Origin of the sequence: Methylocystis suflitae, assembly GCF_024448135.1 — a bacterium.
Lineage (GTDB): Bacteria > Pseudomonadota > Alphaproteobacteria > Rhizobiales > Beijerinckiaceae > Methylocystis > Methylocystis suflitae.
Genome location: NZ_JAMRYX010000181.1, coordinates 1 through 23,110, shown reverse-complemented (window position 1 = coordinate 23,110; position 23,110 = coordinate 1). Strand labels below are relative to the sequence as shown.

The 23,110-nt window shown below is 65.5% G+C and carries 22 protein-coding genes and 1 riboswitch; of the genes, 10 read left to right on the top strand and 12 right to left on the bottom strand.

Annotated features, from left to right (window positions below):
* Positions 1 to 59: 59 nt before the first annotated feature.
* The 9 genes from NEI07_RS14100 to NEI07_RS14060 all read right to left on the bottom strand — a co-directional run bounded on the left by NEI07_RS14100 (position 60) and on the right by NEI07_RS14060 (position 9,341).
* Positions 60 to 1,214 carry a M50 family metallopeptidase gene (locus tag NEI07_RS14100; RefSeq protein ID WP_256035371.1) on the bottom strand — a complete coding sequence of 385 codons (1,155 nt, stop codon included), beginning with the start codon at positions 1,212 to 1,214 and terminating at the stop codon, positions 60 to 62.
* A gap of 55 nt (positions 1,215 to 1,269) precedes the next feature.
* Positions 1,270 to 2,517 (bottom strand): 1-deoxy-D-xylulose-5-phosphate reductoisomerase, encoded by a 1,248-nt coding sequence (dxr, locus tag NEI07_RS14095; RefSeq protein ID WP_256035370.1) that lies wholly within the window; start codon positions 2,515 to 2,517, stop codon positions 1,270 to 1,272.
* A gap of 11 nt (positions 2,518 to 2,528) precedes the next feature.
* Positions 2,529 to 3,407 (bottom strand): phosphatidate cytidylyltransferase, encoded by an 879-nt coding sequence (locus tag NEI07_RS14090; protein WP_256035367.1) that lies wholly within the window; start codon positions 3,405 to 3,407, stop codon positions 2,529 to 2,531.
* The gene (locus NEI07_RS14085) at positions 3,404 to 4,183 is read right to left on the bottom strand and encodes an isoprenyl transferase (RefSeq protein ID WP_256035365.1); all 780 of its coding nucleotides are present in this window, start codon (positions 4,181 to 4,183) and stop codon (positions 3,404 to 3,406) included. The genes NEI07_RS14090 and NEI07_RS14085 overlap by 4 nt, the downstream gene beginning before the upstream one ends.
* Positions 4,184 to 4,233: 50 nt before the next feature.
* Positions 4,234 to 4,794, bottom strand: coding sequence for a ribosome recycling factor (gene frr, locus NEI07_RS14080; RefSeq protein ID WP_018407583.1), 561 nt, complete (start codon positions 4,792 to 4,794; stop codon positions 4,234 to 4,236).
* Positions 4,795 to 4,965: 171 nt separating this feature from the next.
* Positions 4,966 to 5,694, bottom strand: a complete 729-nt coding sequence (gene pyrH, locus NEI07_RS14075; protein WP_256035364.1) for a UMP kinase — start codon at positions 5,692 to 5,694, stop codon at positions 4,966 to 4,968.
* A 206-nt stretch (positions 5,695 to 5,900) separates the two neighbouring features.
* Positions 5,901 to 6,890 carry an SDR family oxidoreductase gene (locus tag NEI07_RS14070; RefSeq protein WP_256035363.1) on the bottom strand — a complete coding sequence of 330 codons (990 nt, stop codon included), beginning with the start codon at positions 6,888 to 6,890 and terminating at the stop codon, positions 5,901 to 5,903.
* 381 nt (positions 6,891 to 7,271) lie between these two features.
* Positions 7,272 to 8,198, bottom strand: a complete 927-nt coding sequence (gene tsf / locus NEI07_RS14065) for a translation elongation factor Ts (protein WP_256035362.1) — start codon at positions 8,196 to 8,198, stop codon at positions 7,272 to 7,274.
* Between the two features lie 90 nt (positions 8,199 to 8,288).
* Positions 8,289 to 9,341: a 30S ribosomal protein S2 gene (locus NEI07_RS14060; protein WP_256035360.1), complete on the bottom strand. Its 1,053-nt coding sequence runs from the start codon at positions 9,339 to 9,341 to the stop codon at positions 8,289 to 8,291.
* 423 nt (positions 9,342 to 9,764) lie between these two features.
* Between NEI07_RS14060 and NEI07_RS14055 the strand changes: the two genes are divergently transcribed.
* Positions 9,765 to 9,956 carry a hypothetical protein gene (locus NEI07_RS14055; RefSeq protein ID WP_014892607.1) on the top strand — a complete coding sequence of 64 codons (192 nt, stop codon included), beginning with the start codon at positions 9,765 to 9,767 and terminating at the stop codon, positions 9,954 to 9,956.
* Positions 9,957 to 10,106: 150 nt separating this feature from the next.
* Here NEI07_RS14055 and NEI07_RS14050 read toward each other — a convergent pair whose 3' ends face one another.
* From NEI07_RS14050 to cobO, 3 genes are all read right to left on the bottom strand, one after another.
* A complete protein-coding gene (locus tag NEI07_RS14050; RefSeq protein WP_256035358.1) occupies positions 10,107 to 11,036 on the bottom strand; it encodes a DMT family transporter in 930 nt (309 codons plus the stop codon).
* Positions 11,033 to 12,076 (bottom strand): sterol desaturase family protein, encoded by a 1,044-nt coding sequence (locus NEI07_RS14045; protein ID WP_256035356.1) that lies wholly within the window; start codon positions 12,074 to 12,076, stop codon positions 11,033 to 11,035. Before NEI07_RS14045 ends, NEI07_RS14050 begins: the two co-directional genes overlap by 4 nt.
* Before the next feature lie 184 nt (positions 12,077 to 12,260).
* Positions 12,261 to 12,881, bottom strand: a complete 621-nt coding sequence (cobO, locus tag NEI07_RS14040; RefSeq protein ID WP_256035372.1) for a cob(I)yrinic acid a,c-diamide adenosyltransferase — start codon at positions 12,879 to 12,881, stop codon at positions 12,261 to 12,263.
* A 48-nt stretch (positions 12,882 to 12,929) separates the two neighbouring features.
* Positions 12,930 to 13,124, top strand: a riboswitch (cobalamin riboswitch).
* Positions 13,125 to 13,170: 46 nt separating this feature from the next.
* Between cobO and NEI07_RS14035 the strand changes: the two genes are divergently transcribed.
* The 9 genes from NEI07_RS14035 to cbiE are packed head-to-tail and all read left to right on the top strand — an operon-like array spanning position 13,171 to position 23,087.
* Entirely contained in the window at positions 13,171 to 13,353 is a 183-nt protein-coding gene (locus tag NEI07_RS14035) for a CbtB domain-containing protein (protein WP_256035354.1), read from the top strand.
* 12 nt (positions 13,354 to 13,365) lie between these two features.
* The gene (locus NEI07_RS14030; RefSeq protein WP_256035351.1) at positions 13,366 to 14,028 is read left to right on the top strand and encodes a CbtA family protein; all 663 of its coding nucleotides are present in this window, start codon (positions 13,366 to 13,368) and stop codon (positions 14,026 to 14,028) included.
* Positions 14,025 to 15,059, top strand: coding sequence for a cobalamin biosynthesis protein CobW (cobW, locus tag NEI07_RS14025; RefSeq protein WP_256035349.1), 1,035 nt, complete (start codon positions 14,025 to 14,027; stop codon positions 15,057 to 15,059). Before NEI07_RS14030 ends, cobW begins: the two co-directional genes overlap by 4 nt.
* 6 nt (positions 15,060 to 15,065) lie before the next feature.
* Positions 15,066 to 18,485 (top strand): cobaltochelatase subunit CobN, encoded by a 3,420-nt coding sequence (gene cobN, locus NEI07_RS14020; RefSeq protein WP_256035347.1) that lies wholly within the window; start codon positions 15,066 to 15,068, stop codon positions 18,483 to 18,485.
* Entirely contained in the window at positions 18,469 to 19,749 is a 1,281-nt protein-coding gene (gene cobG, locus NEI07_RS14015) for a precorrin-3B synthase (RefSeq protein ID WP_256035346.1), read from the top strand. The genes cobN and cobG overlap by 17 nt, the downstream gene beginning before the upstream one ends.
* The gene (locus tag NEI07_RS14010; protein ID WP_256035345.1) at positions 19,746 to 20,378 is read left to right on the top strand and encodes a precorrin-8X methylmutase; all 633 of its coding nucleotides are present in this window, start codon (positions 19,746 to 19,748) and stop codon (positions 20,376 to 20,378) included. The genes cobG and NEI07_RS14010 overlap by 4 nt, the downstream gene beginning before the upstream one ends.
* Positions 20,375 to 21,139 (top strand): precorrin-2 C(20)-methyltransferase, encoded by a 765-nt coding sequence (locus NEI07_RS14005; RefSeq protein WP_256035344.1) that lies wholly within the window; start codon positions 20,375 to 20,377, stop codon positions 21,137 to 21,139. The genes NEI07_RS14010 and NEI07_RS14005 overlap by 4 nt, the downstream gene beginning before the upstream one ends.
* The gene (gene cobJ, locus NEI07_RS14000) at positions 21,136 to 21,888 is read left to right on the top strand and encodes a precorrin-3B C(17)-methyltransferase (protein ID WP_256035343.1); all 753 of its coding nucleotides are present in this window, start codon (positions 21,136 to 21,138) and stop codon (positions 21,886 to 21,888) included. The genes NEI07_RS14005 and cobJ overlap by 4 nt, the downstream gene beginning before the upstream one ends.
* Positions 21,885 to 23,087 (top strand): precorrin-6y C5,15-methyltransferase (decarboxylating) subunit CbiE, encoded by a 1,203-nt coding sequence (gene cbiE / locus NEI07_RS13995; protein ID WP_256035342.1) that lies wholly within the window; start codon positions 21,885 to 21,887, stop codon positions 23,085 to 23,087. The genes cobJ and cbiE overlap by 4 nt, the downstream gene beginning before the upstream one ends.
* Positions 23,088 to 23,110 lie beyond the last annotated feature (23 nt).

The following is a 23,110-nucleotide window of genomic DNA, read 5'->3' as shown; positions in this document are numbered from 1 at the left end:
TCAAAATAGTGGAACAGGTTCCCAGCGAAAAAGTCTGTCAACTTTTTCGAAAATCTGCGCTACGAGCCCGAGCCGGTGAGCTTGTGAATGAGTCGCGCGATGTCGTTATATGTCGAGAAAATCATCAGCGCGCCGACCATCGCGAGACCCACTCGGAAGGCGACTTCCTGCGCGCGCTCATTGAGCGCGCGGCCGCGCGCCGCCTCAATCGCGAAGAACAGCAAATGCCCGCCGTCGAGCAGCGGCACCGGCATAAGATTGAGCAGACCGATCGAGACTGAGAGAATCGCGATGAGGCTCAACAGCGGCGCGATGCCCACCTTGGAGACCGCCTGCGCCATTTGCCCCGAGACTTGCGCGATGCCGATCGGTCCGGAGAGTTGATCGGCGCTCTCCCGTCCGGTGACGAGTCCGCCGATGTAATTTCCCGTGCGGCGCACGACCGTCCATGTTTCCTGCACGCCCATCGCCACCGCGTCGGCGGGTCCGTAGCGTTCCTGGCGGATGTCGGCCGCGGCCTTCGACGCCTGAATGCCCAGCATGCCGATCCGGATTTTGCCGATCGCGCTCTCGACCTCGCGCAGGGCGGGAACGACCGGAAGCGTCAGCTGCTGATCGCCGCGCTGAATCACGAAAACGAGTTTCTTGTCGGCCGAACCCGAAACGATTTCCTGCAGATTCGAAAAGGAGTCGACCGGCGCGCCGTCGACGGTCAGCACCAGGTCGCCGGCCATGAAGCCCGCAGCGGCGCCGGCCCCGCCGGGCGTCAGCGAGCCGACGCGCGGCGCATAGATCGTGCGTCCGTAAACCCCGAAGAGAATGGCGAAAATCGCGATCGCCAAAACGAAATTCGCGAAAGGACCGGCGAAGACGATGGCGGCGCGCTTCCATACCGGCTGCGCGGCGAAGGTCACCGCGCGCTCGGTCTCCGGCATCGCGCGCAGGGCTTCAGGGTCCGGCGCGCTTGCGGCGTTGGCGTCCCCATGGAAGCTGACATAACCGCCCAGCGGAATGCTGGCGATGCGCCAGCGCGTGCCGAGACGATCCACCCGAGACCACAGTTCCGGTCCGAAGCCGATGGAGAAGGCGTCCACCTTCACGCCGCACCACCGGCCGACGATGAAGTGCCCAAATTCGTGCACAAACACCACCAGCGTGAGAACGAGCACGAAGGGGATGAGATAGAAGGCGAAGGTCGTCAGGAGGTCTAGCAAAGCGCTGTCTCGCAGGTCTCGCTTGCGCCTAGCCTGCCGGCGGCGCGCGCCATGATCACTGAAGCAACATGCCTGACGCGGCGCGCCCGGCCAAGGCCGATCGTGATCTTTCTCTTACAATATGGTCCACCGCGAGGGCATCCTCAACTGTTGCGGGCGCATTTGCGGTTCCGTCGCGCAAAGCGGCCTCGCAGGCCTCGGCCACATGGCGGGCGATCCCGTCGAAGGAAATGCGGCGATCGAGGAAGGCTTCGACGGCGATTTCATTGGCGGCGTTGAGCACGGTCGGCAGGCCGCCGCCGGCGCGCAGGACCTCGAGCGCCAGTTTGAGCGCCGGAAACCGTTCAAAATCAGGCGCCTCGAATGTCAGCGTGGCGATTTTCGCCAGATCGAGGCGCGGCGTCGGGGTCGTCAGCCGATCAGGATAGCCGAGACAGTGGGCGATCGGCGTGCGCATGTCCGGCACGGCGATTCCCGCGGTCACCGAGCCGTCCGAAAAGGCGACGAGGCCGTGGACGATCGACTGCGGATGGACCACGACTTCGAGCTTTTCGGCCGGAATGCCGAAAAGATGATGAGCCTCGATCAGTTCGAGCCCCTTATTCATCATGCCGGCCGAATCGACGGTAATTTTCGGGCCCATCGCCCAATTGGGATGATTGAGCGCCTCCTCGACGCTCGCCCCGGCGATGCGCTCCTTGCTCCAGGTGCGGAAGGGGCCGCCGGACGCCGTGACGATCATGCGTTCGATGCGGGAGGGGTCCTCGCCGCCCAGCGCCTGGAAAATGGCGTTGTGCTCGCTGTCCATCGGCAGCAGTTGCACGCCCATTTCCGCCGCCGTCCGCATGAAAGGGACGCCGGCGCAGACGAGACATTCCTTATTGGCGAGCGCCACGTCGCGGCCGGCGGCAAGCGCCGCGTAGGTCGGCTCCACGCCGGCGGCGCCGACAATGGCCGAGACCACGAGATCGGCGTCGCGCAGCGCAGCCTCGATAATCGCCTCGCGCCCCGCGGCGACCTGAGTGTTGGTCCCGGCGAGCGCCGCCTTGAGCGCCGCATAGGCGCTCTCGTCGCGGATCGCGGCGAATTCGGCCCTGACCGCGCGGGCGACGCGCGCGAGCGCCTCGACATCGCGGCCGCCCGCCACCGCCGACACCGAAAATCCTTCCGGATCGCGTTCGAGAAGGTCGACCGTCGAGCGGCCGATCGAGCCCGTCGCGCCCAGCAGCACGATGCGGCGCGGGACCCGCGCCGGCGGCTGGGCCGGGGCGTGCGCGTGAAACTGTCCGTTTGCTAATGCCATTGGGCCCCGCCCTACCAGAAGAAAAGACCGGCCGCCACAGACGGCGCGCCGCGTAGCAGGCCCACCGCCGCCGCGAAGGCGCTGGCGAAGATGAAGCCGTCGAGCCGATCCATGGCGCCGCCATGGCCGGGAATGAGCTGGCTCGAGTCCTTCACCCCGAAGCGGCGCTTGACCGAAGATTCGAAAAGATCGCCGACTTGCGAGAAGGCGGCGGCGGCCAGTCCGACCAGGAACACACGCCAGCTCGCAAGTTGCGGGCCGGCGCCGAGATAGACGGCGACGAGCCCCAGGAATGCGCCGCAGAGAACGCCTGTGATCGTGCCCGACCATGTCTTGCCGGCCGAAACGCGCGGCCAAAGCTTCGGTCCGCCGATCAGCCTGCCGCCAAAATAGGCAAAAACATCGGTGCCCCAAACCACGGCGAACAGGAAGGCGATCGCCAGCGCGCCGAAATCGGGCGACTCGCGCAAAAGGCATACGGAGAAGGCGAGCGCGCCGGCGTAGACAACGCCCGTCGCCGCCCAGAGGCGACGCTCGGCTCCCGCCAGCGCTGCGCCCGCAAGGGCAAAAACCACAATCGCGAGCGCGGCGGCGCCCGGCATGAAGACGCGTCCGAACGCCGTTGCGGCGGCGACCGCCGCGCCGCCAACGGCGATTCTGGCGGCGCGCCCCTGGCCGCCGATCAGGCCCTGCCACTCCCAATTCACCGCGAAGGCGGCCGCCAGCCAGAAGAGCGCGAAGACGTCGCCGCCAAGATAGAGCGCGCCGAGGGCGGCGATGACCATCGCCGCAGCGGATGCGAGGCGCGGCCCGAGGTCGGCGAAGCCGCCGGCTGACGGCTTTCCAGGAGACTGCCCGGCGCGGCTTATGTCCCTTCGATCCGCCGTCATGAAGCGGTCTTGGCGCTGCGCGCCGCGGCCTCAAGCCCGCCAAACCGGCGATCCCGATGGGCGTATTCGGCGATCGCCGCCGAAAGCGCCGCTTCATCGAAATCCGGCCAGAGAATCGGCAGGAAGACGAATTCGGCGTAAGCCGCCTGCCAGAGCAGGAAGTTCGACAGCCGCTGTTCGCCCGACGTGCGGATGATCAGGTCCGGATCGGGAATGTCCGCGGTGTCGAGCCGTTGCGCGATCGCGTCGGCGTCGATCTCCTCGGGCGTCAGTCGGCCCTGCGCCACCATTTCCGCGAGCGCGCGGGCCGCCGCCGCGATCTCCTGCCGCGCGCCGTAGTTGAACGCGACGACGAGGGTGAGCCCGGAGTTCTCCTGCGTCATCTGCTCGGCCTCGCGCAGCAAGTCCGAGATGTCGGGCGCGAGCTCGGCGCGCGCGCCGATGACGCGCACGCGCACATTGCTCGCGTGCAATTCCGCCAGATCGTTGCGGATGAAGCGGTGCAGCAGCGAAAGAAGGCTTTCCACCTCCTCGCGCGGACGCGACCAGTTTTCCGCCGAGAAGGAATAGACGGTCAAATAGCCGATATTGAGCTTGATCGCCGCCCGCACCGTGCGGCGCAGCGCCTCGACTCCCCGCCGGTGTCCCTCAAACCGCGGCAGGCCGCGCTTCGCCGCCCAGCGGCCGTTGCCGTCCATGATCAGCGCGACGTGACGCGGCGCCGCCCGCGCGCGTTGAGCGTTCGTTTGCGCCTCCAAAATGTCGCTTTCCCTCATATTCGGGTTCCAATGGCCATAGGACCTGCGCCAGACGACGCCGCAGCTTCCTAGACCTGCATGATTTCCTTTTCCTTGGCGGCGAGCGCGGCGTCGATCTCCTTCACCGTCTCGTCCGTCGCCTTCTGCACCTCTTGTTCGTGGCGCTTCTCGTCGTCCTCGGGAATCGCGTGATCCTTTAGCAACTTCTTGAGAATGTCGAGGCCGTCGCGGCGCACATGGCGCACGGAGACCCGCGCCTCCTCGGCGTATTTATGCGCGACCTTGACGAGTTCCTTGCGGCGCTGCTCGTTCAGCTCCGGCATGCGGATGCGCAAGTTCTGACCTTCCACCGTCGGCTGCAGGCCCAGATTGGCCTCGCGGATGGCCTTGTCGACGGCGATGACCAACGCCTTGTCCCACACCTGCACCGAAAGAAGACGCGGCTCGGGCACGCTGACCGTGGCGACCTGATTGAGCGGCGAAACCTGCCCATAAGCTTCAACATGAATCGGATCGAGCAAGCTCGTCGAGGCGCGTCCGGTGCGAAGCCCGCCGAATTCGTGCTTGAGCGTCGCGACCGCGCCCTGCATGCGGCGCTTCATATCCGCAAGGTCAAAAATTTCCGCCATGTGCACAACCTGTCTTTGATCTGTCGCCGCTCTCACGAACTCTCGCGCGGCTCGGCTTCTTATGCTTTCAAACGTGGCGCGGCGAAAAGGCGCGCGCCGCCGCCTTCGCCAGCGCTCCGGCTCCGCGGCGCAAGATTTATTGCACGATTTCCCGTCGGGCGCGAAAGGGTCTTACGGCGCAACGAGGGTGGCGCGCGCTCGACCGGAAAGCGCCCCGTCGATGGCGCCGGCCTCGGCGATCGAAAAGACGAGAATCGGGATCTTGTTCTCGCGGGCGAGCGCGAAGGCCGCCGTATCCATCACCGCGAGGTTTCTGGCGATCGCCTCGTCATGCGTCAAACGGTCGTAGCGCTGCGCGGTGGGATCGCGCTTGGGATCGGCGGTGTAGACGCCGTCGACCTGCGTGGCTTTGAGCACCGCGTCGGCGGAGAGCTCCGCGGCGCGCAACACCGCGCCGGTGTCCGTGGTGAAGAAGGGATTGCCGGTGCCTCCGGCCGCGATGACGACGCGTCCCTTGGCCAGATGATGCAGGGCGGCGCGGCGCGAAAATGATTCGCATATGGACGGCATGGTGACCGCGGACAGGCAGCGCGCCTGCCGCCCCTGCCCTTCGACCGCCTGCTCCAGCGCCAGGCCGTTCATCACCGTCGCCAGCATGCCGATCGAATCGGCGCGCGCGCGCTCAATGCCGGTGTCGGCGCCCTTGATGCCGCGAAAGAAATTGCCGCCGCCGACGACGACGGCGATCTCATGTCCCGCTTCGGCGGCGGTCGCGAGGTCGGCGGCGATTCGGGCGATCGTGACGGCGTCGAGACCGTGCGGTGCCGAACCCTGCAGGGCTTCCCCGGACAGCTTGACGACCACACGCTTGAATCGTCGCGTCGACGTGAGGTCGGACATGAGGCGTCTCTCGGTGGCTGAAGCGGGACGCGTTCTTCATACGGAGGCTGGGCCGCGTGGGCAAGTGAGGCGCGTCACCCAAGCTTTGGATGAAGCCGCTGTAGCGCGCCAGGGGAGCCGCCGACGCAGCAACGATCGCCGCCCCCCACAGGCGATTGCAATCGAACCGCCACGCGTCGGTCGGGGCATTAATTCACGACGCTTGATTACGGCCCGACTTCGCCGCCCGTCGCGCCATACACCTGCCCCGTCGCGAAGCTCGCTTCGCTGGACGCGAGCAGCACATAAAGCGGCGCGATCTCCGCCGGCTGTCCCGGCCGGCCCAGCGGCGTGTCGGCGCCAAATTCGGCGAGGTGATCGGGAAATTGTCCGCCGCTCGGCTGCAGCGCCGTCCAGAACGGGCCGGGCGCCACAGCGTTGACCCTGATGCCTTTGTCGGCGAGCTGCTTCGCCAGACATCTGGTGAAATTGAGAATGGCGGCCTTGGTCGCCGAATAATCCAGAAGATGCGGCGAGGGATCGAAAGCGACGATCGAGCTCGTATTGATGATCGATGATCCCGGGCGCAGGTGCGGAAGCGCGGCTTTGGTGATCCAGAACAGCGCGTAAAGATTGGTGCGGAACGTCCAGTCGAGGTCCTCGGTCGTAATGTCGAGAATTGACTTGCGCGCATGCTGACGCGCAGCGTTGTTGACGAGAATGTCCAAGCCGCCAAGATCGCGCGCCGCGTCGTCGACGAGCTTGCGGCAAAAGTCTTCGTCGCGAATATCTCCCGGGAGCGCCACCGCGTTGACGTCGGCCTCGCCCATGAGGTCCATGACCTCCTTTGCGTCCGCTTCCTCCTCCGGCAGATAATTGATCGCGACGTCGGCGCCTTCGCGGGCGAAGGCGATCGCCGCGGCGCGGCCAATGCCGCTGTCGCCGCCGGTGATCAGCGCCTTGCGGCCAAGGAGACGCCCCGAGCCGCGATAGCTCTCTTCGCCATGATCGGGACGCGGCGTCATGAGGCCGGCGAGACCCGGCCAGGGCTGAGTCTGTTTCGGAAATGGTGGTTTCGGATAGAGTTCGCGCGGGTCGCGCAGTTTGCGCGCGGACGGCGCCTCATCGAAGCCGAGCACGGAAGTGGCGGCGTCGATCGCGCGCTCAACGCGCGGTCCGCGAATCGTTGCGTCGGCGGCGGTCTTCTTGGCGCGCATCTGCAGCTCCTTCTCTTGATCTCGCCATCTCGACGAGACCAACGTCAGGAGCTAAACGCCGCGCGCCCGCGATTGTTTCGCGCGGGCGCGACAACCAAAGGCATGCCCAACAGCTGTTGCATCCTCCTTCGCGCACGCGGCCCGAAGGGGGATGAGGCGAAGGTCGCGGCGTTGCGGAAGGAATAACGGCGGGAAGTGTCATCCGTCATGGCCGGGCTTGTCCCGGCCATCCACGCGGCGCCATTGCGTAGACCCGGCGTGGATGCCCGGCACACGGCAGGGCATGACGCGGAGAGATTGCGCGGAAACAAAAAAGGCCGGGGTTCAACGCCCCGGCCCCTCACCCTGAACTTCTCCCCACATGCGGGGAGAAGGAATGCCTCACCCCTTCACAGCCGCCGCGACCTCGGCGGCGAAGTCGCTCGTCTGTTTCTCGATGCCTTCGCCGAGCGCGTAGCGCACGAAGCCCTTGATGGCGATCGGCGCGCCGGCCTTGCCCTCGAGCTCCTTCACCGCTTGCGCCACGGTCTTGCCGCCGTGGTCCGGATGATTCGAGACCTGATCGAGCATGCAGACCTCCTTGGCGTAGGTCTTCAGTCCCGAGTCGATGATCTTCTGCAGCACGTTTTCCGGCTTGCCGGCGTTCTTCTCGGCAAGCAGCTTCTTTTCGCGCTCGACCGTCGCCGGGTCGAGGCCCGAGGCGTCAAGCGCCAGAGGATTGGCCGAGGCGACATGCATCGCGAGCTGGCGCGCGAGCGTCGCCAGCACGTCCTTGTCGCCCTTCGATTCGAGCGCGACGATCACCGCGATCTTGCCCTGGCCGTCGACGACCTGCGCATGCACGTAACGGCCGACGACGCCCTCGGCGACGCTGAGCGCGGCGGCGCGGCGCAGCGTCAGGTTCTCGCCGATGCCGGCGATCGCATGGGTGATCGCCTCGCCCACCGTTCCGCCGCCGGGATAGGCTTCCTTGCCGAGCGCCTCGACATCGGTCTTGCCGCTTTTGAGGGCGACTTCGGCGATGTTCTTCACAAGCGTCTGGAAATCGGCGTTGCGGGCGACGAAGTCCGTTTCCGAATTCACCTCGACGACGACGCCAGAATTCTCTGAGACCAGCGCGGCGACAAGCCCTTCGGCGGCGACGCGATCGGCTTTCTTGGCGGCCTTGGAGAGGCCCTTCTTGCGCAGCCAATCGACCGCCGCTTCGAAATCGCCGTCCGTCTGGGTGAGCGCCGCCTTGCAATCCATCATGCCCGCGCCGGTGCTCTCGCGCAGTTCCTTCACAAGGGCGGCGGTGATCGTAGCCATGGCTGAAATTCCTTCTTTAAGGGAGTCATGCGACGACGCCGGCCCACTGGACCGGCGCGCGCGTCTTAAGCATTGGACTTGACGGATTGATCAGGCTGCGAGGAGCGCCTTCGCCTGATCGACCCAGCCGTCGCGCGCAATGCGGCCGTTCAGCTTCAATTCGCCGTCGAGTTTTTCGACGTCCGCCGGAGTCATCGCGGCGATCTGCCAATAGTGGTAGACGCCGGCGTCGTTCAGCTTTTTGACGAGCTGCGGGCCGACGCCGTGCAGCTTGGCGAGATCGTCCGGCGCGCCGCGCGGCGCCGACAGCAATTCGAAAGCCTCGACAGGCGTATCCGCATCCGCGACGGCGACCTCGGCGGGACGCAAATCTTCACGGACCACCGGGCGCGCCTCGAGCGCGGGCTCAAGCGCCGGCGACTCATCGGCGCCGATATCGATTCCCACCGAGCCCTGGCTGCGCGAAATGCCGTCGATAGCGGCTCTCGCCACGAGATCGCAGTAGAGCGCGATGGCGCGGCCCGCGTCGTCATTGCCTGGGATCGGATGGGTGACGCCATCTGGATCGCAATTGGTGTCGAGCACGGCGACGACCGGAATCTTGAGGCGATTCGCCTCCTTGATCGCGAGCTGCTCTTTGTTGGTGTCGATCACGAAGATCAAATCCGGCGTGCCGCCCATATCCTTGATGCCGCCGAGCGCCTTTTCGAGCTTGTCGCGCTCGCGGGTCAGCAGCAGGCGCTCTTTCTTAGTGATGCCCGATGCGCCGGCTGAAAGCTGCTCGTCGAGCTTGCGCAGACGGGTGATCGATCCGGAAATCGTCTTCCAATTGGTGAGCGTGCCGCCCAACCAGCGGGAATTGATGTAATATTGAGCGCTCCGCTTGGCGGCGTCGGCGATCTGCTCCTGCGCCTGGCGCTTGGTGCCCACGAACAGCACGCGTCCGCCTTTGGAGACAGTGTCCGAAATCGTCTTCAGCGCCTGATGGAGCAGCGGCACCGTCTGGGCGAGATCGATGATGTGGATGTTGTTGCGGGCGCCAAAGATATAAGGCGCCATCTTCGGGTTCCAGCGATGCGACTGATGGCCGAAGTGAGCGCCGGCCTCCAGGAGGCCGCGCATGGTGAAATCGGGCAGAGCCATAGTGTCTTTTCTCCGGTTGAACCTCGGCGAGGGAGTAAAGAGGCCGGAGAGCCGGCCACCGGAGCGACGTCTTGAGGCAGACGCCGCGTAACCCTCGCCTGTGGAATGGCGCGCTTATAGGCGATGCGCCTACGTCCGGCAAGGGCCGCCGCCGACCGGCCCGCACCGACGCTTTCGCCGTTCGACGCATGGCTGGCGCCTCGGCGTTCGAAGGGAACGCGAGGACAAGGAAATGCGCTGAATTTTTTGCAACGTCCGCGACCTCTTGTCGCATGTTAACTATTTGAATTTCAAAAGTAATATTGCTTTTTTGGCGAGGCTTTGAGTCCGCGCAAGAGCGCATTGCCATCCGATCGGAAACAAGCTAGGCTCCCTCTCGATGCGGCAAGCATTCACGTAAAATCAAGAACAGGGGGAAAACGCATGGCCGTCAACGTTCACAATACCGGCGATATCGGCAAGATGCTGCTTTGGATCGCCGCCTTCGTCGCGTTCGTCGTCGTCGCTCTGACCTGGGTTCCGGACTGGATTTCTCCCGAAGGAACCAACGGCACGGGCAACCGCAACGGCATCCAGGGCGAAGGCGTTGGCTCTACCGCTCGCATGATCCAGTAAAACATACCCCTGCCGAAAAGACTCGCCGGGCGCGCAAGCTCCCGGCCCTTGTCTTTCTGGCGGGTGATCGGCCGGTTACCGCGCAGATCATTTTGGAGCCGACGTTCTCGACATGATCGAGCGTCGGCTTCCACTTTTTCGGAACCGGCTCTAACGCGCCCGACTCCACACTTGCGCCAGCCAAGTCCAATATTGCGTCAGCCAAAGATTTTGCGCCGCCGGTCCAGCTTCGACGAGCACGGCGCTGAGCAAGATGAGCAACCCGCCCAGCATCGCCTGCCCGGTGAGACGCTCGGACAGCAGGATGACGCCCGACAAGGCTGCGAAAACGCTCTCCAGCGACATGATGAGCGCGGCTTCCGCCGCGGGCGTGTATTTGAGGGCCACGATTTGAAGCGTGAAGGCGATCCCCCCGGAGCACAGCCCCGCATAGAGAATCGACGGCAGGGCCGCGGTCAGGCCATCGAGCGAAAATGGCTCACCGCCCAGGCCCACAACAGTTCCCAGAACGCCGATGACGCCGAACTGCGCGAAAGCCAAAAAATACGGCCGGTTGGCGCGCGCGAGAAAGGTCGGGACGAGACTGATCCCGGCGGCCCACGCAATATCCGCAATTAAAACCAAGGCGTCGCCCGACGTCCAACTCTGGAGCTGCGCGCTGTCCGTCAGCAGCCAAGCGCCGACGATGGACCCGAGCCCCGCGACGAGAACGACCTGCCGGGGTCTTACGCCGGTCTGCGCAAAGACGAAGACCGGAACGAGCACGACATATAGCGCCGTGAGAAATCCGCCGTTTGTGGCCGTCGTCGTGGCAAGGCCGACTTGCTGCAAAGCCGCGGCGGCGAAGACGCAAAAGCCGATCAGGCCGGCGAGAAGCAAATCGCCCTTTTTCAGCGAAGAGCCGCTGCGACGGGCTTCATAGAGCGCCAGCGGAGCCAGCGCGACGCATGACAGGAGGAAACGGACGCCGACGAAGGTGACGGGGCCCATAAGCTCGCCGGCGTTTTTTTGCGCGATAAAGGCCGTCCCCCAGATAAACGCCGCCAGCACCAGCAGCAGATCGGCGCGAATGCGGCTCATAATATGCCTGTGCTCTTTAGCCTTTGACGGCGCTGCTCCAGTCGCTCGGTCCCTGCATTCCACGCATCGGCGAGCGCGCGCCAGAGCGCGAGGGCAGCTCTATAAATCGGAGTCGCCAATAGTCCGAGCGACGAATGCGGGTCCGCGGCGTCTTCCTCGACCCCGTATTTCAGGCGCGGGTTCTTGGTCGAAGGCATCTCGAGCGATCCGAACATCCAGTCCCAAATGGCGAGAACGCTGCCGAAGTTGCGATTGAAGTGCTGCGGATCTGTCGAATGATGGATCTGGTGATGCGCGGGGCTTAGGACGATGTTTCCCAAAATCCCGCGAAAGGGAATCCAGAACTGCGAATGTTGAAGATGCCCGATCGTCCAAAGGAAGAAGATGAAAAGGATGTTCTTCCCGTCGACCGTGAAGGATTCTGTGGTTCGCCCAAAGAGCCACGCCAATATGCCTGACGCGCCGCCAATGAAGGTCGCGAGCATGTAGCCGAAAATGATGTTGTCGATCGGATGATTGCGAAAATTCGTCACCGGGGTAAGCACCTCGGCGGTGTGATGCACCTTGTGGAACTCCCACAAAAACGGGATCCGATGCTTAAGGTAGTGATCGACCCAATAGCCGATCTCATAGGCCAAAAAGAGCACGGCGGTAGAGAAGAGCTTTATCGAAAGGTCACAGCAGGCGACCGGCGCAAAAGCGCCAAACGAACCGCGCAGCGCGGCGCTCACGGCCGTCGCGACGGCATTCGAGGATATGACGAGCGCGCCCACCACGACCGGCATGAGAACGACGCTCAGGATGAAGAGCTTGACGTCCGCGGCAAATGATTTGGATTGCAGGAGTCGCTTGTCGAATATCGCCCGCGCGATGGCCCGCGGGTTGACGCGCCCCCGGCGCATCTTGCGCTGATAGGCGAGCGCGCCAACGGCGATGAGAAATGTCGTCGCCAGGGAATAGACCGAAAAAATCGATCCCGCCGAAAACAGTTCGTTGGAGATCCTCGCAACGGAAAAGCGGAGCGCGCCGTAAACGTCCATCGAGCTTTCGGGTCCAGATGATGTTGAGAGTTCAGCCTAGGACAGACGCGCCTCGGGATGCCTGCTCGCGTCGCTGGCGCGCGTCCCTCTCCGCCACGGAACTGCCTGCCCGCAAAGCGTATTCTCTACGCGCGCCGCTGCCAAGAGCGATATGCCGGCGGAGCTTCAGAGCGTAGGGTTCAGGTTAGAATTCGATTCCCTCCTGCGCTTTGACGCCGGCGCCGAAATGATGCTTGACGAGGGTCATCTCGGTGACGAGATCGGCTGCAGCGATGAGCTCCGGCTTGGCGTTGCGTCCGGTCACGACGACGTTGAGATCGTCGCGGCGCGCGGCGAGCGCGCCCAGCACCTCGTCCAGCGGCAAATGCTCATATCGTAGCGAGATGTTCAGTTCGTCGAGCACCAGTAGGCGGATCTCGCGGTCGTCCATGAGTTCGCGCGCTTTCTCCCAAGCGCGGCGCGCCGCCGCTTCGTCGCGGGCGCGGTCCTGGGTCTCCCAGGTGAAGCCCTCGCCCAGCGTGTGCCAGGCGACTTGACCGAACTCTTGGCCAAGCTTTTCGAGCATGTTGCGTTCGCCGGTGCGCCACTGGCCCTTGCCGAACTGAACGACGCCGATCTTCCAGCCATGGCCGAGCGCGCGCAGCGCCAGCCCGAAGGCCGCAGTGGACTTGCCCTTGCCGGCGCCGGTGTGGACCATCAGCAGGCCTTTGCGGGCGACCGTCTTGCCGGCCACCTCGGCGTCCTGAACCGCCTTGCGCTTCTCCATTTTGAGACGATGGCGGCGCGCCTCGTCGTCGTCATTCATCTCGGTCACAGGCGCTCCTCGGCCGGTTTGACGGAAGCATGAGCCGCGCATATGACTAGTCGGGACGGTCCTTCGCAAGAAGTGAAAAGGGAACGCGGCGCGGGCATTAGCCTTTTTCCGCGGCTGCCCCCGCAACTGTAGCCGGCAAGGTCCGCGCCATCTGCCACTGAGCATGATGCTTGGGAAGGCGGCGCGGTCCGACGACCCGGGAGCCAGGAGACCTGCCGTCAGGGCGATCATTTCGGATCGCCGCGCGCATCGCCGCCGGTGGGGCGGCAGGGAGACCGATATGAACGCCAAATCCGTTAATTCCACCGCCCTCGCCGCTTCGAGACTCGAGGCGCTGAAGGCCACCGCCGTTGCGCTCACGCTAGGCTTCGGGCTCGTTTGGCTCGCGGGCTTCGCCTATCCAGAAAGCGTCCATGACGCGGCGCATGACACGCGCCACGCGCTCTCCTTCCCCTGTCACTAGGCCGCAACGCGCTTGATCGCGCGCGTTTTGACGACCGGCCTCATCGCCGGCCTTGTCGCTGGGCTTGCGGTCGCGGCCCTGCAGCACTTCACCACGACGCCGCTCATCCTCGCCGCCGAGGTCTATGAGGCGGCGCAGCATGCACATGACGGCGCCGACGCGGGCGCGGCGTTTTCCGGCCTGAGCCGCACGGCGGCGACAAGCCTCGCGACGATCGCCGTCTCGATCGGCTATGCGCTCATTCTGCTCGCCGCGATGCTTCTCTCCGGCGACGCCATCGCGCCGCGCCGCGCCGCGCTGTGGGGCGCCTGCGCCTTCGCCGCGACCGGACTCGCGACGAGTCTGGGCCTCGCGCCGCAGCTTCCCGGCATGGCGGAAACCGAACTCGCCGCGCGTCAAATCTGGTGGCTTGCGACCGCGCTGTCGACCGGCGCCGGACTGTTTGCGTTGTTGCGGCTTGACTCGACGGCGGCGAAGATCGTCGGCGTCGCGCTGATCGCCCTGCCGCATTTCTTCGCCCCGCAGCCCGCTACGCCCGAGAGCACGGCGCCGGCGGAGCTCGCCGCGCGCTTCGCGGCCGCCTCGCTCGCCGTTCAGGCGATCAGCTGGGCGCTCGCCGGCGCGCTCGCCGGTCTCGTCTGGCGACTCTTATCGCGTGAAAAGGAGGCGTCATGAGCGGCGCCAAAATCCCTGCAACAATCGTCACCGGCTTCCTCGGCGCGGGAAAGACGACGCTTATTCGTCATGTGCTCGAGAACGCCAAGGGTCGGCGCCTCGCGCTCGTCATCAATGAATTCGGCGACGTCGGCGTCGACGGCGAAATCCTGCGCGCCTGCGGCGTGGAAAACTGCCCGGAAGAAAACATCGTCGAACTCGCGAACGGCTGTCTGTGCTGCACCGTCGCCGACGATTTCATCCCGGCGATCGAAGCGCTGCTGGCCCATGAAAAGCGTCCCGATCACATCATCATCGAAACCTCGGGACTGGCGCTGCCCAAACCGCTGGTAAAGGCGTTCGATTGGCCGGCGATCCGCTCGAAGCTGACCGTCGACGGCGTCATCGCCGTCATCGACGGCAAGGCCGTGGCGGAGGGCCGTTTCGCCGATGATCTCGAGGCAATCGCCAGGGAGCGCGAAGACACCCAGACGATTGATCACGACAATCCGCTTGAAGAAGTGTTCGACGATCAGCTCGCCTGCGCCGATCTTATCATCCTCAACAAGACCGATCTGCTGGGCTCCGACGAAGAACAGGGCGTCGCGGATCGCCTGGCGCTCGGCGCCCGGAAAGCGGCGAAGATCGTGCGCGCCAGCGGCGGGCGCGTCGATCCGCTCGTGCTGCTCGGCCTTTCGGCGGCGGCGGAGGATGATCTGGCGAACCGTCCGTCGCATCATGACGCCGAGCCCGGACACGACCATGACGACTTCGACAGTTTCGTCGTGTCGCTCTCGGCCGTCGCCGATCCGGCGGCGCTGGTTGCGCGACTCGCCGAAGCGGCGCGCGCGCATGACGTGCTGCGCATCAAGGGATTCGTTGAAGTCGTCGGCAAGCCCATGCGCCTGCTCGTGCAAGGCGTTGGTGCGCGCATCGACCATCATTTCGATCGGGCGTGGAAGCCCGATGAGCAGCGCATGAGTCGGGTCGTGATCATCGGCGAGAAGGGCCTCAATCGCGACGCGGTTATCGCGACGCTGGCGCAGCCGTGATACGCCATGCATCTTCTCCCGCGCGATCTCCATAATCTCGACGACGCCGGCGCCGCCGTCGATCTTGGACAATCTCCCGCGGAGATCGTGTTTCTGTCCTTTTCGGATTCCGAGCTGCTGCTGCTGGCGCGGCTTTATGAGCAAAGCGACGCGACCCTTCCGAGCTTTCGCTGCGCCTCGCTCGCGCAATTGAAGCACCCCTACTCCGTCGATCTCTATCTCGACACTGTGGCGCGACATGCGCGGCTGATCGTCGTGCGGCTGCTCGGCGGCAAAGACTATTGGCCCTATGGCGTCGAACAGCTCGAAGCGCTTGCGCGCGCGAAGGGAATCTCCCTCGCGATCACGCCCGGCGATATGCACGACGACGCGCGCCTGAAGCAGGCGTCGACGCTCGACACAGAAACGCTCAATCGAATCTGGCGCTTCTTTCAGGATGGCGGTCCCGATAATCTGCATTCGTTTCTCGGTTACGCATCGACTCTCGTCGGCCGTCCGGCGCAGTGGCGGGAAAGCGTTCCGGTCGCCAACGCCGGACAATTCGAATCCGCCTGCCGCGCCGGCGGCGATTTACGCGCGACGATCGTCTTCTATCGCGCCATGTTCCTCGCCGACGACGTCGCGCCGATCATCGCGCTCGCCGACGCGCTGGGTGAGCGGGGATTCGCGGTCGAGGCGATTTATGTCGCGAGCCTGAAGGAGGCGGAGAGCGAAGCTTTCGTGTCGCGCGCGCTTGAGACGTTCGCGCCAGATGTGATCCTCAACGCCACCGCCTTCTCGGCGCGCCTCGACGAGGGAAGCGTTCTCGATCTCGCCGACGCGCCGGTGCTGCAAGTCGCTCTTGCAACGTCTTCGCGCGCTGCGTGGGCCGCTTCGATGCGCGGCGCGAATGGCGCCGATCTCGCGATGAATGTCGTCTTGCCGGAAGTTGACGGGCGCATCTTCACGCGCGCGATTTCCTTCAAGGAGGAAGCGCCGCTGCGTCACGCGGCGGAATTCAGCGAGACGCGCCATGCGCCGGAACGCTCGCGCATCGACTTCGTCGCGAACCTCGCATTGAACTGGACGCGGCTGCGCCGCAAACCCAACACAGAAAAGAGCCTCGCGCTCATTCTTTCGGACTATCCGGCGCGGCGCGGCCGTGGCGGCTACGCCATCGGCCTCGATGCAGAAGCAAGCGTGCATGAGATCGTCTCGGCGTTGATCGATGCGGGATATGATGTTGACGCAATCCCCACCTCCCCCTTGAGAGGGGAGGTCACGTCGCGAAGCGACGCGGGTGGGGGTGACTCTGCGTATTGTGGAGCTTCACCCCACCCCGAACCGCTTCGCGGTTCGACCCTCCCCCTCAAGGGGAGGGTGATACGCGAGCTGGAAGAAAAAGCGCATACGATCCGCTTCCCGCTCGGTGACTATTGCGCGCTACTGGCAGCCCTCCCCGCCTCCTTCGTCGCAAGCGTCAACGACGCCTGGGGCGCGCCGCAGGATGATCCTTCCGTCGTCGACGGCGCCTTCCGCTTTTCCTGTCTCGAAGCCGGCAAGCTCATCGTCGCGCTGCAACCCGATCGCGGCGCGCGCGGGGAGCGTTACGAGACCTATCACGACGTTCAGCGCCCGCCGCGTCACGCCTATGTCGGCTTCTATCTTTGGCTGCGGCATATGCGAAAGATCGACGCGCTCATTCATCTTGGCGCGCATGGCACGCTCGAATGGCTTCCCGGCAAATCGGTCATGCTGTCCGAGCAATGCGCGCCGGAAGCTGTTCTCGGGCCGACTCCACTCATCTATCCGTTCATCGTCAATGATCCCGGCGAAGCCGCGCAGGCGAAGCGCCGCACATGCGCCGTGACCATTGGTCATCTGACTCCCCCGCTCGTCGACGCCGAACTTTTCGACGCGGCGGCGAAAGTTGAAACGCTGCTCGACGAATATGCGACGGCAAGCGCGCTCGACGCGCGCCGCGCGCGGCTCGTCGCCGGCGCCATCGTCGATGAAGCCGAGCGCAGCGGTCTTGCCGCGGAATGCGGCGTCTCGCGCGAGATGGACATCGCCGAGACTTTGACGCGGCTCGACGCCTGGATGTGCGACTTAAAGGACATGCGGATCGGCGACGGGCTCCATGTCTTCGGATGCACCCAAGCAAATTCACACGCCGATCCTGCGCGGGGCGACTGCGCGCGCGCCGAACGCCACGCGCTCATCGCCGCGCTTGCGGGCCGCTTCATCGAGCCCGGCCCGGCCGGCGCGCCGTCGCGCGGACGCGCCGACGTTCTGCCGACCGGCCGCAATCTCTATTGCATCGATCCGCGCCACGCGCCCACACAAACGGCCTACGACATCGGTCGCCGCGCCGCCGCCGAGGTGATGACGCGCCACGCGCAACTGCATGGCGAATTCCCGCGCAATATCATGCTCGACCTGTGGGGCAGCGCGACGATCCGCACCGGCGGCGAGGATTTCGCGCAAGCGCTCGCGCTTCTCGGCGTCGCGCCGCGCTGGGATACGGCAAGCGCGCGCGTCATCGGCTTTGAAATTTTACCGCAGGCGCGGCTCGAATTTCCGCGCGTCGACGTGACGCTGCAGGTCTCGGGGCTGTTCCGCGACATGTTCGGCAATCTCATTGCGCTGTTCGACGACGCCGTGCGCGCGGTCGCCGCGCGCGATGAAGACGTCGAAGTCAATCCGCTGAAAGCGGCGGACGATCTGCGCCGCGTCTTCGGGGCCGCTGACGGCGCTTACGGCCTTGGCGTGAGCGATCGCGCGCTGAGCGGCAATTGGTCGGACCGCGACGATCTTGCGCGCGCCTATCTTTGCGCCGCAGGTCAAGCGTATGATCGCGCGGGCGAAAGCAACGAGGCCATCGCGGCGTTCAGCGCGCGCGTCGCTGACGCCGATGCGCATGTCCATGTTCAGGACATGGCCGAAGTCGACGTTCTAATCGGACCCGCCTTCGCCGATTACGAGGGCGGTTTCGCCGCCGCCAACGCCATGCTTGGCGGCGACGCCGATTTGGTGCATATCGATGCGACGCGGCCGGAACGGTTACGGCCGCGCGCTCTGAAAGACGAAATCGCGCGTGTTTTGCGCATGCGGCTCGCCAATCCCCAATGGCTGCAAGGCCAGAAGCGGCACGGCCACCGCGGCGCCGGCGAAATCGCCGAGACGATAGACAATCTCTATGCTTTCGCCGCGACAAGCGGCCTCATCAGCGACGCGCAATTCGATCTCGCTTTTGACGCCACCTTAGGCGATGATGCGACACGGGATTTTCTCGCCATGGAGAATCCCCGCGCGCTCACCGCGATCGCACGGGTTTTTAGCGAAGCGCTCGCGCGCGGCTTGTGGAATACGCAACGCAATAGCGTGCGCGGCGCCTTAAGCGATTTGGAACGCCAACAGGGAGGGCGTCTTGCAGCCGAGGCCTGAGATCAAGGGCTGGTGTCCCGGAGCCTTCGCGCCGATGCCAAGCGGCGACGGTTTGCTGATCCGCGCCAAGGCGGTCGGCTCTCGCCTGAGCGCGGCGCAGGCGCGTGAGATCGCGAGAATTGCGGACAACTGCGGCAATGGGCTGATTGATCTCTCGCAGCGCGCGCAACTGCAGCTGCGCGGGATCAGCGAGGCGACGATCGCCGAAGCCCTGCGTCGCCTCGAGGCGATCGGCATGCTCGCGCCCAGCGCCGACACCGAACGCGTGACGAATATCATCGCGTCGCCGCTCGCCGGACTCGTCGCTACCGCTTTCGACGCCAACGCCATGGCTGTGGAGCTTGCTGCGGAATTGCAGCGCGACGCGGCGCTACGCGCGCTCCCGCCGAAATTTCTGTTTCTTCTCGATGATGGCGGCGCGCTGTCGCTCGCCGACGTTGAGGCAGACATTCGGATCGAAGCGATTGCAAACGGCGATGTCGCAGTTCGCATCGCCGGCGTTCCCAATCGCGCCGTAATCGTCGCGGCTGATGACGCGCTCGACGTGGCGTTGCGCTTTGCGCGCGCCTTCGTGGAGCTGCGCGACCGTCATGCAAATAGCTTCAGGCGCGTCCGCACGCTGGTCGAAGCGCTCGGCGCCGACGCGCTGCCCCGCGCGGCCGGACTCGTCATGCGCGTCTCGAGGGACGCGCCCGCGCCCGAGCCCCGTGCGCATATTTTTGGCGCGCAGCGCTGCGGCGCCCTCGCTTTCGCCGGCGTCGGCGCGCCCTTCGGCCGCTGGCGCGCAGATGAACTCGCGGCGGTCGCCGATCTTGCACAAAGCGAAGGAACAGGCGAACTGCGCCTCACGCCGTGGCGCGCCTTGCTGATCGTCACGCCCGATGAAGACAACGCGCGACGCATCGTCTCGCGCGCGCAAGACTACGACCTCATCACGTCGGCGGACGACAAGCGCCTTGCCGTCATCGCCTGTCCCGGCGCGCCGGAATGTCCGCAGGCGACCGCCGAGACGCGCGCGCATGTCATGGATCTCGCGCCGCTTGCGCAAAAGATCGGCGGCGCTGACGGCGTTGGACTGCATCTTTCGGGCTGCGCGAAAGGCTGCGCCCGGCAGAGCGCCTCGCCCATCACGCTGCTCGCCTGCGCTGAGGGGTTCGATCTCATCGAGAACGGCGGCGCCGACGGCGCGCCGCGCTTCAGATCGCTGACATTCGAGGCCGTCATGCGCGAACTCTCCGCGCGCGCAGGCGGAAGGACGCAATGAGCCGCCGCTTCGACTATATCCACGAAGGCGCGCAGATTTATGCGCGCTCTTTTGCGACCATTCGCGCCGAGTCAAATCTCTCGCGTTTCACGCCCGAGCAGGAAAAGATTGCGGTGCGCATGATCCACGCCTGCGGCATGGTGGAACTCGCCGACGACATCGAGTTCTCGCCGGATTTCGTTGCAGTGGCGCGCGACGCGCTGCAGAAGGGCGCGCCAATTCTTTGCGACTCCAACATGGTCGCGCATGGCGTCACCCGTTCGCGTCTGCCGGCGGAGAACCCGGTGGTCTGCACGCTGCTCGAGCCGCGCGTGCCAGCGCTTGCCGCCGAGATCGGCAACACGCGCAGCGCCGCGGCGCTGGAGCTGTGGCGCAACCGGCTGGAGGGCGCATTGGTCGCGATCGGCAATGCGCCCACAGCGCTGTTCCGTCTCCTCGAGATGATCGACGAAGGCGCGCCGCCGCCGGCCGCCATCATCGGCATGCCGGTGGGCTTCGTCGGCGCGGCGGAATCGAAGGACGCGCTGCGCGAATACGGCCGCGTTCCCTTCGTGATCGTGAAAGGCCGCAAGGGCGGCAGCGCCATGGCCGCCGCCGCCATCAATGCCTTGGCGAGCGAGCAGGAATGAACGCGCTCGCCACGACATCGCATGAAGCCGTCGCGACGCTCGGGGCGCTGATCGGTGTCGGACTCGGTCCTGGCGATCCGGAGCTTGTGACGGTGAAAGCCGCGCGCCTCATCGGCGCGGCGAACGTCGTCGCCTTCTTCGCCAAGCGCGGACGCGAAAGCCACGCGCGCGCGATCGCTGCGCCCTATCTCACGCCGGGCTGCGAAGAGATTGCGCTGCTCTATCCGGTGACGACGGAGATTCCATTCGATCAGCCGGCATATGTCTCGTCGCTTCAGCACTTCTATGAAGATTGCGTGATGCGCATTCGCGCCGTGCTCGAAGCCGGTCGCGACGTGACGCTGCTCTGCGAAGGCGATCCGCTGCTCTACGGCTCCTTCATGCATATGTTCGCGCGGCTTGACGCGCGCTTCCGTATCGAGATTTGCGCCGGCGTCTCCGGCATGTCGGGATGTTTCGCGGCGGCGCGCCAGCCGATGGCCTGGGGCGACGACATTCTCACCGTTCTGCCGGCGACGCTCGACGAAGACAGACTTGCGTCGCGCCTCGCCGAAACCGACGCCGCGGTGGTGATGAAGCTTGGCGGCAATTTCGCCAAGCTGCGCCGCGCGATGACTCGCGCCGGCGTCATCGATCGCGCAATCTATGTCGAACGCGGCGCGATGCCCGGCGAAAAGATCATGCGCTTCGCCGACAAGCGCGACGACGAGGCGCCCTATTTCTCGATGGCGCTTGTGCCGGGACGAGGCCGGCGCCCTTGAGCGGCGCGCTTGACATCGTCGGCCTTGGTCCGGCCGACGCGCGATGGCTGACTCACGAGGCGCAGGCGGCGCTCGACGAGGCGCAGGACATTATCGGCTATGCGCCTTACGTCGCGCGCGTTCCCGAGCGCGCAGGACAGACACGTCTTGCAAGCGACAACCGCGTCGAGATCGATCGCGCCCAGGAGGCGCTGGCGCGCGCCGCGCAGGGCCGCCGCGTCGCCGTCGTCTCCGGCGGCGATCCCGGCGTCTTCGCCATGGCGGCGGCGGTTTTCGAAGCAGTCGATTGCGGTCCGCGCGCGTGGCGGGATCTCGACATTCGCGTGCTGCCCGGCGTGTCGGCGATGCAGGCGGCGGCGGCCCGGCTCGGCGCGCCGCTCGGCCATGACTTTTGCGCGATCTCGCTCTCTGACAATCTCAAGCCGTGGGACGTCATCGCCAAGCGGCTGGAACATGCGGCGCAAGGCGACTTCGTGATCGCGCTTTACAATCCGGCGTCTCGCGCGCGGCCAACGCGCATCAATGACGCCTTTGCGCTGCTGCGTCGGCATCTTCCCGGCGAGACCTTCGTCGGCCTCGCGAAATCCGTCGGCCGCGAGAACGAAGAGATCATTTTGACGCGGCTCGACGAAGCCGAGGGCGACAAGGTCGATATGTCGACGCTCGTCGTCATCGGCGCGCGCGGCACGCGCCGCATTTCACGCGATCGCGCGCGCGACTGGGTCTATACGTCGCGGAAGGCGACATGAACGCGCCATGGCTGTCGCTGATCGGTCTCGGCGAAGACGGCGCCGACTCGCTGACTCCGGCGGCGCGCGCGCTCGTCGCGCAGGCCTCACTGATCGTCGGCGGCGCGCGTCATCTCGCGATGATCGACGCGCCCAATGAGCGCCTGCAATGGCCCTCGCCGCTCTCCGACGCATTGCCGCGCATCCTTGCCCAGCGCGGCCAGCCCACGGTGGTTCTGGCCTCGGGAGATCCCTTCTTCTATGGCGTCGGCGATCTCATCGCGCGCCACGTCGCGCGTGACGAGATTTTCTGCGTTCCGTCGCCCTCGGCGTTTTCGCTTGCCGCCGCGCGGCTCAAATGGAGCCAGCAGGATTGCGCGCTGCTTTCGCTGCACGGCCGCGCCTTTGAGCGTGTGACGCCGCATTTGCAGCCGGGCGCAAAGATCATCGCGCTCTCCTGGGACGAGTCGACGCCCGCGCGCCTTGCGCGCCATCTCGTGGAGCGCGGCATGGGCGGATCGCGCGTCTTTGTGCTCGAGCGGCTCGGCGGCGCTAAGGAGCGGGTGCGCGACGCGCGGGCCGACGCCTTCGCGCTCAATGACATTGCGCCGCTCAACACGGTCGCCGTCGAAGTTGACGCCGGCGGAGACGCAGTCGTTATTCCGCTTGCGCCAGGCCTCCCCGACGACTGGTTCGAGCATGACGGGCAACTCACCAAGCGCGACATCCGCGCCGTGACGCTCTCCGCGCTCGCGCCGCGCAAGGGCGAATTGCTGTGGGACGTCGGCGCCGGCGCCGGCTCGATCGCCATCGAATGGATGCTGAGCGATCCCGCGAACCGCGCCATCGCGATTGAGCGGGACATGGAACGCGCGGCGCGCATCGCGCGCAACGCGCTGTCGCTCGGCGTCCCGGATCTGCGCGTCGTCGCGGGCGAAGCGCCGCAAGCGCTCGCCGAACTCGATGCGCCGCAGGCGATCTTCATCGGCGGCGGCGCCGATGCGGCGACGCTCGCCGCCGCATGGGACGCCCTGCCTCGTTTCGGACGTATCGTCGTCAACGCCGTTACGATTGAGACTCAGTCGCTGCTCGCCGACGCCTATCGCGAGAACGGCGGCGAGCTCATACATCTGCAGATCGCGCATGCGCGCCCGATCGGCCGCTTCCATGCGCTCGATCCCGCGATGGGAGTGTTGCAATGGCGCGCGGTGAAGAGATGAATGTTGCGACAGCGCGCCCACCC

Coding starts and splice junctions, on each gene's coding strand:
- dxr (WP_256035370.1), bottom strand. CDS start 2,517: ATGGCATTAGCAAACGGACAGTTTCACGCGCACGCCCCGGCCCAGCCG.
- NEI07_RS14090 (WP_256035367.1), bottom strand. CDS start 3,407: ATGACGGCGGATCGAAGGGACATAAGCCGCGCCGGGCAGTCTCCTGGA.
- NEI07_RS14085 (WP_256035365.1), bottom strand. CDS start 4,183: ATGAGGGAAAGCGACATTTTGGAGGCGCAAACGAACGCTCAACGCGCG.
- frr (WP_018407583.1), bottom strand. CDS start 4,794: ATGGCGGAAATTTTTGACCTTGCGGATATGAAGCGCCGCATGCAGGGC.
- pyrH (WP_256035364.1), bottom strand. CDS start 5,694: ATGTCCGACCTCACGTCGACGCGACGATTCAAGCGTGTGGTCGTCAAG.
- NEI07_RS14070 (WP_256035363.1), bottom strand. CDS start 6,890: ATGCGCGCCAAGAAGACCGCCGCCGACGCAACGATTCGCGGACCGCGC.
- tsf (WP_256035362.1), bottom strand. CDS start 8,198: ATGGCTACGATCACCGCCGCCCTTGTGAAGGAACTGCGCGAGAGCACC.
- NEI07_RS14060 (WP_256035360.1), bottom strand. CDS start 9,341: ATGGCTCTGCCCGATTTCACCATGCGCGGCCTCCTGGAGGCCGGCGCT.
- NEI07_RS14055 (WP_014892607.1), top strand. CDS start 9,765: ATGGCCGTCAACGTTCACAATACCGGCGATATCGGCAAGATGCTGCTT.
- NEI07_RS14050 (WP_256035358.1), bottom strand. CDS start 11,036: ATGAGCCGCATTCGCGCCGATCTGCTGCTGGTGCTGGCGGCGTTTATC.
- NEI07_RS14045 (WP_256035356.1), bottom strand. CDS start 12,076: ATGGACGTTTACGGCGCGCTCCGCTTTTCCGTTGCGAGGATCTCCAAC.
- cobO (WP_256035372.1), bottom strand. CDS start 12,881: ATGAATGACGACGACGAGGCGCGCCGCCATCGTCTCAAAATGGAGAAG.
- NEI07_RS14035 (WP_256035354.1), top strand. CDS start 13,171: ATGAACGCCAAATCCGTTAATTCCACCGCCCTCGCCGCTTCGAGACTC.
- cobW (WP_256035349.1), top strand. CDS start 14,025: ATGAGCGGCGCCAAAATCCCTGCAACAATCGTCACCGGCTTCCTCGGC.
- cobN (WP_256035347.1), top strand. CDS start 15,066: ATGCATCTTCTCCCGCGCGATCTCCATAATCTCGACGACGCCGGCGCC.
- NEI07_RS14010 (WP_256035345.1), top strand. CDS start 19,746: ATGAGCCGCCGCTTCGACTATATCCACGAAGGCGCGCAGATTTATGCG.
- NEI07_RS14005 (WP_256035344.1), top strand. CDS start 20,375: ATGAACGCGCTCGCCACGACATCGCATGAAGCCGTCGCGACGCTCGGG.
- cbiE (WP_256035342.1), top strand. CDS start 21,885: ATGAACGCGCCATGGCTGTCGCTGATCGGTCTCGGCGAAGACGGCGCC.